Source organism: Mobiluncus mulieris (genome assembly GCF_014204735.1).
In the GTDB taxonomy this organism is placed as follows: Bacteria; Actinomycetota; Actinomycetes; order Actinomycetales; family Actinomycetaceae; genus Mobiluncus; species Mobiluncus mulieris.
Map to the genome: position 1 here is coordinate 739,880 of NZ_JACHMA010000001.1, position 14,338 is coordinate 754,217.

A 14,338-nucleotide genomic window follows, 5' to 3' on the forward strand; every position below is an offset into this window, starting at 1 on the left:
AACAACCCTCTCAAAAAAACCTAGAAACAAAACACGGGACACTTCAGTTTGTAAACATTGAAAAATCGCACAGAAAGGCTCCGACGATGTTTGATTCTACCGTATGTACCCGTCCCTGCGCACCTGGAAGATAGCCAGGGTAATATCTGTGGAGCTCGCGTGAAACTCAGCTTGCCCCTCATGAACCCTACTCACTGATATCTGGCGTGCTAGCTCATGTCAATACTTCAAAGGGATAAGTACAGTGGGTAGCCAAAAGTATAGTCAGAAATACCAGTTTGAATCATAGACCGAGGTGACAACACTGTGATACGATTAAGCTAGGTTCTCAAAAGGGAACTGTTAAAACCGTCTCGAAGGGGAGAAAAATGAAAATAATGAAAATTCGCTTGTTTGCCAGTATGTCGAGTGCTACCATAATTGCAAGTATTGCTGGAGTAGCTTTATTCACTACGCCTACAATTGCGTATTCTGCGGATTCTCCTACCGATTTTGACCGAAAAATCATGGAAAGTTCCGGTCTGACAGCAGAAGAGATGCGCGACTATGCTGAAAGGGACACGAAACTTATGCAAGAAGTAATAGAAGAAAATAAGTCTGAGTTAGACAAATATTCCCCATTAGGAGAGGATAGAGAAAATGCTCCAACCCTTGGTGAGGTTGGAGAAATATGGGTATCAACTTTCGGCAATAGCTCAGGAAGCCTTACGATAGTAGGCCACGCAGCTATTGTGTCCAACAAACCGGAAGTGACAATCGAAGCTTATCCAGACTTTAATTCACCAATAGGAAAAGACGGAGTTCAAGAATATCCCAATACGTGGAGAAGCAGAGATGGTGGTAAGATATTGCTTGGAAATAAAGTTTCGAGCCTTAAAAAAAGACAGGGCGCTGCAGCGTGGGCCGAATCTAAAATTGGCACAAGTTACTGGATAAATGTGCATAATAAATATGACATAAGCAGGATGTATTGTTCTCAGCTAGTTTGGTATGCTTGGTTGACACAAGGAAACGACATAGACTATATTAAGTGGGATACTATTGTTACACCAGCAGAAATTGCAAAATCCTCGGCAACAACAATCTTGTGGGGCACTCTTGGCTAAGACTATAGGGAAAACTTTACGACTCAATTTGATTATTGCGCTTGCACTTTTACTATGTCTTAGCGCATGCGCTAGTACGCCAACAACAACCAAGGGAAAAGTCGATTTACCTTCCGGCCAAAACTTAATTATTCAAACCGGTATGTTTGATAAATACTCGTACATTCTTACAGGAAAAAACAATCAGATAGCAAAAAAGGTAGCAAACGTTCCCGATGCTGATTATTTTGAAGTGTCTAGTTTGGATAATCCCAATGTATACGTAATTGCTGCACGCAGTGACGGCCTATTGAAAATTTCCAAAGATGGTACGTGGGGTAAAATTTTTACGGAAGAAACCGGTGACTTTGGTGGGTATAATGCAGTACTTTCCCTAGAGGATGGCGGCGCAGTCGTAGCAAGAAATAAACTAAATTACACACTCCCTGACGGGAGCTATCCTGATAAAATATTTCGTATTGATGCTTCAGGTAATGTTATTTGGTCTACTATAGTTCCTCTTCGTGTCGATTCGATTCAGCTTGCCGATAATCTTATTGTTTTAAGTGGCGACAATAACCATGCCACAAAGAGTGCGCAGTATCAAATTCTAACTCTCGAAAATGGTTCTATTGTATCTCAAACTCCAATAGATATACCCGACCACTGGAATAGCTTCGAGAATTGTACAATAGTTAATAAAGCCGTACACTGTATTGTGCAATACACCAATACAAATGATACGGGTGAGTGGGAATCCTATCTGGTTAAATTTTCTCTTGAAACAGGAAAGCAACTAAGCTCTCCAGTCTTCATGTCAAACAATATTCATAAGTTCATATTTCTAGACAATTGTTTTTATGGGATTAGAGAACACAAGAGTGAAGAAACTAGATTAATGGTGTTTGATTTAGATGGAAATAGTAAAACTGACTACATATTAAATTCCAAACTTAAAGTTGCATCCTTTGTACACTTTATGAGCTACGGTGGTAATTTGTATCTACATTTCTGGAATCCGCTACCGAAAAAAGAAAAATATGTGGTTAGGGAGGCTGAATCCTTAATTTATTTTAATCCCAAAACTGGCAATTTTATTGAAGAAACTTTCGATATACCGCGATCAGCCTATCGCGGTGCTGGTGCAAATATTCCAACCACCTGGTTCAAAAATTAAATCTGGGTTACATACTTTAGTAACAGATAATGGGTGTTGGGGTTAACCGGCTCTTCATATTTGAGGGTGTAGTTGGTTTTTGAATTCTCCGGTTTCGAGGAGGGCGCGGATGCGGTAGTTGATGAAGTTGCGGAATCCGAGGGCGGTGCCTCTAAGGTGTTCGAGACGACCGTTGATGGCTTCGGTTGGCCCGTTAGAACTATGGGGGTGGTCGAAGTAGGCCAGGATGTCCCCGGTGCGGCGCTTCAACGTGCGGCCTAGCCGTCTTAGTTCGGGTAGCCCAGCGGCGATGTCTTTAGGGATATTAGCCAGTTTCTCGATGACTTGTTGCATGAGGTGTTTGCCGTATTGGCGGTTTTTCTGTCGGTAGGCGTGCATCATGTCTTGGTATGATATCCAGGCTGCTTCCACACAGGCATGGAAATCATCAGCGAAGATAGCCTCGAGTTTCTCTGCTTGCTTGTCGGTAAGCAGGTTTGCCCCGGTTTTCAGGGTTCTCCTCACCCCGTAGAGCGGGTCACCGTTACGACCGCGCCGCCCTAGAATTTCTTGTTGGATACGCTGGCGGCACTTGTCTAGCGCGTCCCCGGCCAGGGCTTCTTTTCATGAGGTGCTATGGCGGCGACGGCACATCGGTGCCGTCGCTATTCGCCTCCGCCAGCGGCAGCGGCGAGGTGCGGGCTTCGCCCGCGCGCCGCTGTAAAACGAATCCATAACAGTGGTGGCTTGCGGTAGTTCCTCGTCGACAGCGGTCTTAAACCCGGTGAACCCGTCCATTGACGCGACCTTGACATTCTTGCAGAATTCTGGGGTTTGCTTGGCCAGCCAGGATTTGAAAGCTTTCTTAGACCGGCCTTCCACCATGTCCAACAAACGTGCCGGGCCGGTCTTGTCCGCTACGGGAGTCAAGTCGATTATCACCGTGACGAAACGCGACCCTTTGGAGGTGTGTGACCAAACGTGTTCATCCACCCCAATAACCCGCACCCCTTCCAGACGAGCGGGGTTGTTTATCAGCATTTCCAAGCCCAACTCGAACACCGCATCGTTAGCAGCACCCCAGAAAACCCCGAGGTTACGCGCTACTGCGGAGATAGACAGGTGGTCTACTACTACGAGTTTCAAGACATACCACGCGGCTTTCAACGTCATTTTCCCGCGTGGCTTGGCGATATGCTCGGTGTTTTGCCGCCACACCCTCCCACAGGTCTTACAGCCCCAGCGTGGAATCCTGATACGCAACACCGTGGGGTATGAGCCGCAAGGAAAATGGTTAATATCTCTACTCGCCGTGCCTCGAGCCTCGCCCTGTGCGCCACACCACTGACAGAACTCGTTTTTCCTTGCTATCTTGCAATACAGTACCGTGCGCTGCTCACTGGTTTCATCCGAAACCACGCTCAAACCCGACTCAGCGATTCTGAAGATTCTTTCCACACTGGCAGGTGCGCAGGGACGGGTACATACGGTAGAATCAAACATCGCCGGAGCCTTTCTGCGCGATTTTTCGATGTTTACAAACCAATCATCACAAAGGCTCCGACACCCAACCCCCACCACCACCACGCCAACACCCCAAAACACCCAAAACCCCGGCCACCCCCAACCCCTAAAACACCCTCAAATGCGAAGAACCCCCATATCGAGTTACGGAAGCGGTGAGCGATAGATAATTGAATCGATTTTTTCGACCAACCATGACCTAGCGAGCCTTAGCAAGGCCTAACGTCCCGTCAGGCTTTACAACATTGCGCCTCCCAACAGGTACCTCTCTGATTGTAATGTCGAAAAGACTCGACTCCTCGAGCCTTGTTGCACCTCGAGGGCACCAGATGCAAGACGAGAGGACAGTAAGACACCCTACGAAAGAAGACATTCTCCTGAAGTGTCCCGTGTTTTGTTTCTAGGTTTTTTTGAGAGGGTTGTTTTATGCCTAGGAATTATTCGCAGGGGTTTAGGGATTGTGCTGTCGGGCTGGTGTTTGACCGGCTTCGAGACGATTCTGGGGTTTTGAGATGGGCGGTTATCAGCGATATCGGATTGAAACTCGGTGTCAGTCGGGAATCACTGCGCCGCTGGGTGAATCAAGCTGAAATAGATCAGGGCGAGAGATCCGGGGTCACTCGAGAGGAGTCTGCCGAGATACGACGTCTGGGTAAAGAAAACGCAGAACTCAGACGTACGAACGAGATTCTGAAACTGGCATCAGCTTTTTTCGCCAAAGAATTCGACCACCCGGCCGAGTGAGGATGCAAACTGAAAACGCAGTTTTCGAGTTTGCATTCCGAGCGAGGCTGGGTACGCACCGGAGGTGCAAGTACCCCGGTATGAAATGATTGCGTTTATTGACCAGTATCGTGATTGTTTCTCGGTCGAGTGTATTTGCCGGGTTATGAGAGAACACATGGTTGGGGGCTTCCTCACGCCACGTGGTTACCGGGCTGCAAAGTCAAGAACTGTGTGTGCTAGGCGATTGAGAGATGCCTTGTTAATCGAGGAAATCGTAAAGATTTTCGACCAGAATTACCGTGTTTATGGGATTCGTAAAATCTGGCGTGCTATGCGCCGGGCGGGGTTTGCTATCGGACGGGAACAGACTGGCAGGTTGATGCGCCTGGCCGGGATTCATGGGGCACACCGAGGCCGTAAACCGGTGACTACCCGGCCTTCACCGCCCGGATACACGCCCGGACTTGGTTCAACGCCGGTTCAGCTCCAACGCGCCGAACCGGCTGTGGGTCGCGGATATCACTTATGTTAGAACTTTGTCGGGTTTCGTGTACACAGCTTTTGTTACAGACGTGTATTCACGCAAGATTGTGGGCTGGGCTACCAGGTCAACTATGCCCCTGAGGCGTTGCCGTTAAAGGCTCTAGAACAGGCGATAGGCTGCACTAAAGACAATCTGGCAGGACTAATCCATCACGCTGACCATGGTTGTCAATACGTAAGCATTAAATACAGTCAACGACTAACAGATGTAGGGATTAGATCATCGATCGGAACTATTGGGGATTCTTACGATAACGCGCTAGCCGAGACCGTCAACGGGCTATACAAAACCGAGTTGATTTACTCCCAGACCTGGCTCATGTACCGAAGTCGAATGGGCGACCCTGAACTGGGTGTACTGGTGGAATCACCAGCGTCTCCACGAATCGCTAGATTATTCCACTCCCGAGGAAGTGATAACCCAATATAATCAAACCCGTGCTAAACAACTAGCACCCGTATAAGAAACGGAACAAAACCTGGGACACTTGAGATTTCGGAGGCGGGTGGTGTCTAAAAAGTTGGTCAAATATTCATCGTGTCAGTTTCTGGTTTTTACGGCGGATGTGACAAACAGTCTCGAGGTGCGCTATGAGGATGGCACTATTTGGTTGACGCAGGCGTTGATGGCAGAGCTGTTCGATGTCGATGTGCGAACGGTCAATGAGCACTTATCCAACATCTACAACTCAGGCGAACTAACTGAGGAGGCAACTGTCCGGAATTTCCGGATAGTTCGCCAGGAGGGCTCTCGCCAGGTCACGCGGTCGATTCGGCACTACAATCTGGATGCGATTATTTCGGTTGGTTACCGGGTGAATTCGATTCGCGCCACCCAGTTTAGGCAGTGGGCTACCGGTATCCTGCGCGATTTTACTTTGCGTGGCTACTTGATAGACCGCGAGCGTATGGAGGCCGGCGAGATTCTGGGCGAAGACTATTTTGAACAGCTGCTGCAAGAAGTCCGCGAGATTAGGCTCTCGGAGAGGCGTTTCTATCAGAAGATAACCGACATCTATGCCACGGCTGTTGATTATGATGCGAAGGCGCCAACCACTCGTGCTTTTTTTGCTACTGTCCAGAACAAGCTGCATTACGCCGTCCACGGGCACACCGCCGCTGAACTCATCTCCGAGCGAGCGGATGCTGGTAAGCCGCATATGGGTTTGACTTCGTGGAAGAATTCTCCTGATGGGAAGGTGCTTGCGGGTGACGTGACTGTCGGTAAAAACTACCTTACCAAGAGTGAGCTTGATGATTTGGGTCGGCTGGTTGAGGCGTATTTGAATCTTGCTGAGTCGCGAGCCAAACGGCGCATCCCTACGACCATGGAAGAGTGGGCGCAGTTTCTTGACCAAGTGCTAGCCCTTGACAGCCGTGAGCTGCTGGCTAACGCGGGCGAAATATCAAAGCAGACTGCTGATAAGCGTGCACTGGAGGAGTTCTCCAAGTTCCGGGTTACGCAGGATCTGGCTTATGAATCGGATTTCGACAGATTCGCTGTCCAGGCAGGACGGCTGAGTGAAGAATCTGACCAAGCTTAGTGAATCTACGGTCGAGCAGGCGGGCATTGGTTAAGCGGGTGGCGAAGTGTCAACAGTATTGGGTGGCTAACACGGTTGTTGAGTCACAGATAACAGCCAAAACCCTTTGATGCTGCGTGATATCGCTCGCGTCCACGGTATGACCCGGTTAGCTAGGGAAACTGGCCTTAACTGTGAGTCGTTGTACAAGTCACTATCCCGGGAGGGTAATCCGTCTTTCGAGACCATAATAAAAAATCGTGAAAGACCTCGGCCTGAAGATGGCTGTGGCAGTCCAACCCTCCTAGAGTTTTGTTCCCGGGTGGCACTATCCTGTGCCGTTATCGCCCGGATGTATGAGGTGCCATCCAAGATTTGTGGCAAGGCTTGTATGACGATTTTGTCTTACAGTTTGCGTTACAATAGCTTCGTAGTCATCGTGCATCCGCGTGTTTGTCAAAGGCATCCAGAATTAACGCCCCAGGACGTGACATGGGCTTGGGAACACTTCCTATATGCCGCTGTGCGGATACCGGGGGAACGGGAACTCCGTACGGGATTTGACCAGCGCGGGCGCGGAATGGAGATGGTTGGGGTGTTGACAGAAAATGGATGGCTGGTTTACCACGCGATGATTCCGCCATCAAAAAAGACTCGGCTGGAAATCGAGCGGGCATTAAGGAGGAAATGATGGAATACAAACTTGCCGGGGGAAGCACCCTGACTGATGAGGATATCGAGCGCGAGGTCGCCCAGTATGAAGCTGGTACTTGGGAGGGTCACCTGGAGAAGATTCGGGTGGGTCGCCCGGTGATGGCTGGTGAAAAGCTGGTTTCCGTGACAGTTAGATTCCCGGAATCGATGGTCAAAGCTATTGACAAAACCGGCTCTAACCGCTCCGATTACATCCGCCGCGCGGTAGCGAACACACTCTAAATTATTATTTTATCCCATTGCGCGGTTGCGCTCGTCACCTCTCGCCCGGCTGCATGAGGTGCCATCCGGAAATCCGCCCGCTTCGCTGCTGCACTTGACATCCTCCTAAGTCCAGCTATTAGAACGTCGTTATTCCTGTTCGATATTCTTTACCGCGAGGAACCCGCCGCCACCAAAAATACAACAATCACAAAAGCCGACCCGATAGTGCGTTCCCCCGGGTTGGTAAGAGTCGCAAGCGCCCCGATGTGCCCCAAGACTATCAGAATGATTCCTATCCAAAAGCTGGTTTTGTGTTTCATACTTTAAACTTTGGCACAGCTGCTTGGGCTGTAAGTACGGAATGAGGAGAATTCGTAGCCCTCCCTATTAATTTGAATGCACATAGACGGGATGTGGAGTCCTAGGTGCCGGGTTATCGGGGCGTCGGTGGAGCTGGCGGCGGAGGTAGGGGTGGGGGAGGTGCACCTGCCGGCCGTGGTATTGGGTTCGGCGATGTCGGTGAACTCGTTTATGGGGTTTGCGTCGATTCTGTGGGCGATGGCGATTAACGGGGCGATTTTGGATGCGTATAAAACCAATCCCGGGGTTGGGTTTTCGATTATTTTCGTGTTCATGGCCGGGGTGGGCGTGGTCGGCGCTGCTTTGGCGTTCTGGTTGCACCGGTTGAACCGTTGTGTTGGCTCGGATGGGTCAGCCGCCATTGCCTCTGTCACCCGGGTTCATGAGGTGCCAGTCGGGATTTGCGGCGTACTTCCGTGAGTCTTTTCCTGTTGGAAATCGCCGGGGCTAGAAAAGGTCGGAATGGGAGCCAGTTCGCGAGGCGGTCAGGATTAGTTCGGTTTTGTTCACCAGGTAAATCAGTAGCCAGTCGGGCTGAATGTGGCATTCTCGAAACCCCAGGTAGTTCCCGGTTAGCGCGTGGTCTCGGTGCTTTTCTTCTAGTGTTTCTCCTCGACGCAGCCGGTCTAGCACACTTGCTAAAAGAGAAACATCGGCACCGCGCTTGTGCATCAGTTTCAGGTCTCGCTTGAATTTGGTGGTGTAAATCAGCTCGAGCATGGCGTTTAGTCCTCGGCCAGGATGTCGTCTATCATCTCGGTGGCGGACTGGTAACGTTTGGCGGGAATCTTGCCTTCCGAGATGGCGCGGGCTTCGGCCATGGCGGCTTCGGTTTCGGCGTTGTACCGGGGTTGGCGTAGTTCGAATGGCAGTCCGCCTTGCAGCAGTGAGACATGGAGGAACATGTTGATGGCATCGGTTACTGAAATCCCGAACCCGCTGTATAGTTCCTCGACTTGAGCCTTGAGTTCTGGATCGACCCTCAGGTTTATATTGGCTGTTTTGGCCACGACACACCGCCTTCTCGTCCAAGCTATTGTAGCGCATAAGTGAAACAATCGCGACATTTTCCGTGTTTAAAATGGGGGTACGACGTTCTTTGCTGTCGACTCACCTTTTGTCTCGAATGTCGCCATTGCCTCTGTCACCCGGGTTCATGAGGTGCCAGTCGGGATTACGGCTGCGCTACGCAGGTATGAAGGGTGAGCGATAGATACGCAACGCCGCATTCTGAAAGGTGCTCGTTTCGGGTTTTACCAGGAAGCGGCGGTGACATGAGGGCTAGTCGATAGCGACCTGGTCTAGCTGGAGTTTGGGGAGCTGGGTGATGAGGGTTTGGGTGCGCATGGAGACGGTGACCAGGGAGGGGATGAGGCGGGCGATATAGGTCGGGTCGTTCAGTTCGCGGCAGTAGTCATTGGGGTCATTGGTGATGCCGCTGGGCTTGTTGGTTTTGATTTGGTAGCGGTCGATAACCCATCCCAGGGGCGAGCTCCCGCCTACCTTATAGTCCTCGGCCTCGCGCGGTATTCCGGTGAAAGTCAAGTAGTCGTTATAGACCAAGGTGGTGAAGTCCTTGCTGCGTTTGCCGGGTTGCTTGCCCCAATCGGGTTTCACGATGTGGTATTTCTGCCAGGGGTCAGTGGGGGCATCCAAGCTCCATTGTTCCTTGACCTCGGGATAAGGCTCGGCGGCCTCGTAGTGGATATGCAGGTCAGCGAGCTGGCGACCAATGCCAACGAAATCATGAAAACCGGGAACGCGGGGGATACGTGGCAGCATTTTCTTTAAATCCGCCTGGAAACGCTGGCGGTATTCCGGATGATGTAACAGGGCGTAGATATAAAAGAAAATATCCTCCTTGGTAATCCCCAAATCTTGGTAGTGCTTGCGGTAGGCCTTGAGGGTCGCATCGGTGATGTTTTCGCGGCGGCAATACCCGTCAATCACCAGGGGAATCTGCTGTTCCAGCGGGCGACTAAGATCCAGGTCGCCAGCATACTCGGCGGGCGCATCCCCCAGGGCATCTAAATCGAAGCCCCCGTCTGGCTTGTTTTTATCGATTTTTTCCCAGGTGTAGAGTGAGAAAGCTTGTGAAGTGCCTACCACGTGTAAATCTGGAAGGTAATTTACCATCAGACCAGCGCCTGACTTTACGCTGTCTGAGTCCGTAACTACAGCGAGATTTGGGTGTCCCTGTGTGGGGAAGATTCGGGGCAGCTGGTATGGACGGTGGTTGAGCTGTTTATCAAAATAAACATATTGTTTACAAAATGGTCTGTAAATCGATGTCTGTATAACTTCTGGGCGATTCTTGAAAGTAATTCCACGCTTAAAGTAGTTGTCCAAGGAACTAGACCACGATACCTTGGTAGCATCGAAATCTTTTACGCCAGCTTCTACTTGATGATTGTAGTTGTCTATCATGCGTTGCATATTTGCGGCTACCGCATTCCGGGAATAGTTGTAGCACCATGCGTCACGATTAGTCTGAAGGCCATTTGAGTATAGTTGGAAAACTGTCAGGCCGTAATCCTTGCTTTTGTTCTTTTTCGCTCCCAGAGATTGATATTCGAGGTATTTGTCGTCGCGTTGGTTGAGCCAGTCGCCGTGTTCGTTGGGGGTGATGGTGTCGAATTTTCCGTGTTGTTGGGTGCCGGCGATAGAAGCCTCGTTACTGAGGACATCGAGTTTTTCTTGGGCGGTGAGATAGTCGTCTACCTCGGTGTAGTGGATGCGGGCGGGGCGTTTCCGGGCGGTATCGTCACTGGGTTTTTTCACCAGGATAGTGATAGCTACCCCGGTACGCGAACCTTCCCCGAACACGTTTCCGGCTTCCTGGCGGCGTCGTTCATCCTGAGTCCGGGCATTACCGCGCAGGTTATATACGTAAATATCGCTAAATTCATCTACCCAGGTCAGGCGCACCCCATCGGCAGTGCTGCCGTCGATAAAGGAGTTGTTGGAGACGAAGGCGATGACGCCTTCTTGCCCGATGCGGTCGGTGGCCCAGCGGAGAGCCCGATAGTACGAGTCATAAAGGCTGTTCTTGTTAGTAGCGCTGGAACGTGCCGCGTAGGTATCGGCGATACGGCCATCTAGCCAGGGGTATTTGAGGTTTTGGTTGTTGTCATTAGCCTTCTTTTGCCCGGCGGAATATGGTGGATTCATGACCACGACTTGGATTTTGGCGGCTCGTTGAGCCTGAACACGCTCCAGGTTGGCTTGGAAATCCCCGATGCAGGGAATCTGGTTTTGCCTCTCGGCCAGCTGGAAAGTATCAGTCAGGGTAATGCCGGGGAATTCCACGTAGCCCTCGTCAATACCCTGTTCGAGGCGGATTTCGCGGTACACCTGTTCGATATTGATGCTCGCAATGTAATAGCTGAGTAGCACGATTTCATTGGCAAAGATTTCGTGGCGGTACTTGTGGTCAAGCTGTTCAGGGCTAATCAGTCCGCTTTGCAGCAGTCGGGTGATGAAGGTGCCGGTTCCCAGGAAAGGCTCGATAATTGCGACACCCTCGTCACCCAAACCCTTGCCAAAATGCTTGACTAGCGCCTCATGCGCCGAATGGAGAATATAATCCACCACCGGCACCGGGGTGAACACTATCCCTAAACGGTCACCCAACTTCGGGAAAGCCTTAGAGAAGAACTTGTCATAGAGAGTGCGCATGATTTCCTGCTTACCCGCCAGGTTATCAATAGCGCGGATTTTCTCGGTCATGGTCTGGTAGAACTTCTCCAGGGGCTCACGCTCGGTTTCGAACACCTGGTTTTCCGCCAGACGATCCAGGATACCCTGCATGGCGTGGCTGACCGGATTCTGCGAAGTAAATTCCTGGTCGGGAAACATGGCGTCAAACAAGGGCTTGGTAATCAAATGCTGCGCCAGCATAGCTATGGCCTGTTTTCGGTCAACCCCCGGGTTCAGCGTCTTTTGCAGCGCATCTACGAATTGTCCAAAGTAGTCGCTGTTCACCTCGTCTTGCAAGAGGGTCTCTATCAGGCTGATGTAGCGGCTGGCAATCTTGCCGATATCCTTTGACCAGTCGTCCCAATACAGGCGGTTGCCAACTTTCTTGACGATTTTCGAGTAAACCGCGTCCTTCCACTGGGAAGCCGGGAACATGACTTGCTGGAAAGACCTGACGGTGCCAGTGCCGCTATCGGTTCCCGTACCAACGGTTTGCGTGGTGTCACCTTCGCCACTATCACTGCCGCAGCCACCCCCAGAGCCGATAACTTCGGGACGTTGGGGCTTTTGAAAATTCAGCACGTCCACAATAATGTTTTCCGGCTGACTTTCGTTGTACTCGATAGCGTTAATTGTAGCATCGAAACGCTCGTCGTGGGCGCGAATCGCCTGGAGAACCTGCCAGACCACCTCGAAACGTTTATTGTCGTTCAAAGCCTCTTCCGGGGCTATTCCGGCGGGTATCGCCACCGGCAGGATAATGTAGCCAAACCGTTTCCCCGGGGCACGGCGCATCACCCGCCCGACAGCTTGAATCACATCCACGAAGGATTTGCGTGGATTCAGGAATAACACCGCGTCCAAGGTAGGCACATCCACGCCCTCCGAGAGGCAACGCGCGTTAGTCAGAATCCGGCACACCGGGTAGTTTTCGCCCGGGGCGGCTTTCAGCCAGTCCAAAGCTTCCCCACGCTGCACCGCGTTCATAGTGCCGTCCACATGGCGACACTGCACCGCCAGGTTGTCACTCGGGTCAGCATTGGTGAGGTTTTGCAGGTGTTGATTGACCAGATTTTGGAACTCGGTGGCAACTAGTTTGGAAGTTTTAATATCCTTGACGAAAGCCACCGCGCGACGCATGGGATTAGTGTCATCACCATACTGGGTGTCAGTAAAACTATTTTTGCGTTTCGCCAAAGCGTTCCAGCATCCCGCCAGTTTCGCGGCCTCGGGGATAGATAACTCGCCGTACTCGTCACCCTGCTGGAAAATCGAAGTGATTTGATCCTCGGGAACCTGCAAGACCACCACCTTGTAGTCTGTGAGCAGCCCACCGACAACCGCTTGGCCGAAACCCAGCCGGTGAAACACCGGGCCGTAAATCGCCTGATCATCCATAGAAGACAACACCGCGTCCTTTTCCCGAGCCGCTTTCTTGATGGCCGGGTTGAAAATCCGGGGTGTTGCCGTCATATACAAGCGTTTATCCGCGCGGATATAAGTATTGTCGTGAATCCTGGTGAAGGCGGATTCGTCCTCATTGGCTAGTTTCGCCCCGGTAGTGCGATGTGCCTCGTCACAAATCACCAGGTCGAAATCCCGCCACGCCTCGCCCGCCAAGACTTGCGCCTCATGAATCACCCCAATCGACTGATAAGTCGCGAACACCACCTGTAGTCCCTCATTAGGGCGAGCCTGCGTGAGGGAATCCGCCAGGCTCACCGCGTCCGTAGTTGGGGGAATCTGTAAATCCATCGTGGCGATATCCGCAATATCATCCCTATCGGCACGTTTACGGTTCACTTTCGTATCCGAACACACACTCCAAGCGGTAAACGGCACACTCACTTCGGCAGCCCACTCGTGCATGGTCTGGGACATCAACGCCAGCGACGGCACCATAAACAGTATCCGCGCTCCGGCACTATCCCCACGCTCCGCGAACTTCTGGGCGATTTGCAAGGAAGTAAAGGTTTTACCCGTCCCACAAGCCATCACCAACGTGCCCCGGTCATGAGTCTCGAAACCAGTCATGACATCGTTGATGGCCTTCGTTTGGTGCGCCAAAGTCCGCTTATGCGCCTGGAGGGTGGGGGAGAGCTCCGGGGTGGCGAAATCATAAGTCTTCCAATCAATATTCGAAGCCCTAAGATCCGTCAGTCCAATCCGGGTCACCGGCTTGGACTGACCCTGAATTGCGGCTTCGGCATTCTGGCTCCAAGCCACGCCCGTGGTTTCCACAAAAATCCGGCGCTTAAACGGCTCTTTGCCCGATTCAGACAGGAAAGAATCCAGATGCTCCTTTTGAATCTTGGTCTGGGGCGCATAGAACTTACACTGCACCGCCACCGCCGGCGTATCCGGCGTGACCTCGCCGTCCGAGGGCATATCCCGGTGTTCAATCGCCACCAGGTCAATCCCCGTATCCGGGCGACCCGCCGCCCCTGGCCAATCCCGCCAGGCATACACCCGCGCAAACTGCAAACGCATCTGGGAATCCAGACGCAAATACGCCCGTACCAACTGTTCAAACAGATTTCCCTTTTCCCGCTGTGACCGGGCAGAACCCCGATACTGCGCTAGCAGCCGGTCAAAAGCCGCCGCACTCGCGCCCTGCTCCGCGATAGCCTGGTCAGTAGCGGCAGGCTGACCCGCGATAGCCTGGTCATTTACCGCAGGGGTTTCGGGATTTGCTTCCACAAGGACTCCTCAATGAAAGTTGATAGTTTCCACCAAACAGCTTACCTAGAACGCCGGGTGAAAGCCGGGATTCTCGAACCCAGTTTTTAGCACGGACTGCAAAA

At 51.6% G+C, this 14,338-nt stretch carries 10 protein-coding genes and 2 pseudogenes; 7 read left to right on the forward strand and 5 right to left on the reverse strand.

Going from position 1 to position 14,338, the window contains the following annotated elements:
- Positions 1-368 precede the first annotated feature (368 nt).
- Both F4555_RS03335 and F4555_RS03340 read left to right on the forward strand, forming a co-directional pair.
- Positions 369-1,106: a hypothetical protein gene (locus tag F4555_RS03335; protein ID WP_004012619.1), complete on the forward strand. Its 738-nt coding sequence runs from the start codon at positions 369-371 to the stop codon at positions 1,104-1,106.
- Positions 1,099-2,262 (forward strand): hypothetical protein, encoded by a 1,164-nt coding sequence (locus F4555_RS03340; protein ID WP_244854373.1) that lies wholly within the window; start codon positions 1,099-1,101, stop codon positions 2,260-2,262. The genes F4555_RS03335 and F4555_RS03340 overlap by 8 nt, the downstream gene beginning before the upstream one ends.
- A 54-nt stretch (positions 2,263-2,316) precedes the next feature.
- On the opposite strand, the pseudogene F4555_RS11080 reads toward F4555_RS03340, so the two are convergent.
- Positions 2,317-3,744 (reverse strand): annotated as a pseudogene (locus tag F4555_RS11080) (ISL3 family transposase).
- A gap of 447 nt (positions 3,745-4,191) precedes the next feature.
- Between F4555_RS11080 and F4555_RS11090 the strand changes: the two are divergent.
- From F4555_RS11090 to F4555_RS03375, 4 genes and pseudogenes are all read left to right on the forward strand, one after another.
- Positions 4,192-5,498, forward strand: a pseudogene (locus F4555_RS11090) (IS3 family transposase).
- A gap of 45 nt (positions 5,499-5,543) precedes the next feature.
- Positions 5,544-6,578, forward strand: coding sequence for a virulence RhuM family protein (locus tag F4555_RS03370; protein WP_004018018.1), 1,035 nt, complete (start codon positions 5,544-5,546; stop codon positions 6,576-6,578).
- Between the two features lie 139 nt (positions 6,579-6,717).
- A complete protein-coding gene (locus tag F4555_RS11530; RefSeq protein WP_376698551.1) occupies positions 6,718-7,248 on the forward strand; it encodes a helix-turn-helix domain-containing transcriptional regulator in 531 nt (176 codons plus the stop codon).
- The gene (locus F4555_RS03375; RefSeq protein ID WP_004016944.1) at positions 7,170-7,493 is read left to right on the forward strand and encodes a ribbon-helix-helix domain-containing protein; all 324 of its coding nucleotides are present in this window, start codon (positions 7,170-7,172) and stop codon (positions 7,491-7,493) included. The genes F4555_RS11530 and F4555_RS03375 overlap by 79 nt, the downstream gene beginning before the upstream one ends.
- A 149-nt stretch (positions 7,494-7,642) precedes the next feature.
- Here F4555_RS03375 and F4555_RS03380 read toward each other — a convergent pair whose 3' ends face one another.
- Complete coding sequence (locus F4555_RS03380) at positions 7,643-7,795, reverse strand: hypothetical protein (protein WP_004016943.1); 153 nt, start codon at positions 7,793-7,795, stop codon at positions 7,643-7,645.
- Positions 7,796-7,871: 76 nt separating this feature from the next.
- Between F4555_RS03380 and F4555_RS03385 the strand changes: the two genes are divergently transcribed.
- Positions 7,872-8,255, forward strand: a complete 384-nt coding sequence (locus F4555_RS03385; protein ID WP_004016942.1) for a hypothetical protein — start codon at positions 7,872-7,874, stop codon at positions 8,253-8,255.
- A 27-nt stretch (positions 8,256-8,282) separates the two neighbouring features.
- On the opposite strand, the gene F4555_RS03390 is transcribed toward F4555_RS03385, so the two are convergent.
- From F4555_RS03390 to F4555_RS03400, 3 genes are all read right to left on the reverse strand, one after another.
- A complete protein-coding gene (locus tag F4555_RS03390) occupies positions 8,283-8,555 on the reverse strand; it encodes a type II toxin-antitoxin system YafQ family toxin (RefSeq protein ID WP_004016941.1) in 273 nt (90 codons plus the stop codon).
- Positions 8,556-8,560: 5 nt separating this feature from the next.
- Complete coding sequence (locus F4555_RS03395) at positions 8,561-8,845, reverse strand: type II toxin-antitoxin system RelB/DinJ family antitoxin (RefSeq protein ID WP_004016940.1); 285 nt, start codon at positions 8,843-8,845, stop codon at positions 8,561-8,563.
- A 271-nt stretch (positions 8,846-9,116) separates the two neighbouring features.
- Positions 9,117-14,234: a DEAD/DEAH box helicase gene (locus tag F4555_RS03400; RefSeq protein ID WP_115326076.1), complete on the reverse strand. Its 5,118-nt coding sequence runs from the start codon at positions 14,232-14,234 to the stop codon at positions 9,117-9,119.
- Positions 14,235-14,338 lie beyond the last annotated feature (104 nt).

Bases quoted from the DNA above. Each gene is read 5' to 3' on its own strand.
- F4555_RS03335 (WP_004012619.1), top strand. From the start codon at position 369: ATGAAAATAATGAAAATTCGCTTGTTTGCCAGTATGTCGAGTGCTACC.
- F4555_RS03380 (WP_004016943.1), bottom strand. From the start codon at position 7,795: ATGAAACACAAAACCAGCTTTTGGATAGGAATCATTCTGATAGTCTTG.
- F4555_RS03375 (WP_004016944.1), top strand. From the start codon at position 7,170: ATGGCTGGTTTACCACGCGATGATTCCGCCATCAAAAAAGACTCGGCT.
- F4555_RS03385 (WP_004016942.1), top strand. From the start codon at position 7,872: ATGCACATAGACGGGATGTGGAGTCCTAGGTGCCGGGTTATCGGGGCG.
- F4555_RS03390 (WP_004016941.1), bottom strand. From the start codon at position 8,555: ATGCTCGAGCTGATTTACACCACCAAATTCAAGCGAGACCTGAAACTG.
- F4555_RS11530 (WP_376698551.1), top strand. From the start codon at position 6,718: ATGACCCGGTTAGCTAGGGAAACTGGCCTTAACTGTGAGTCGTTGTAC.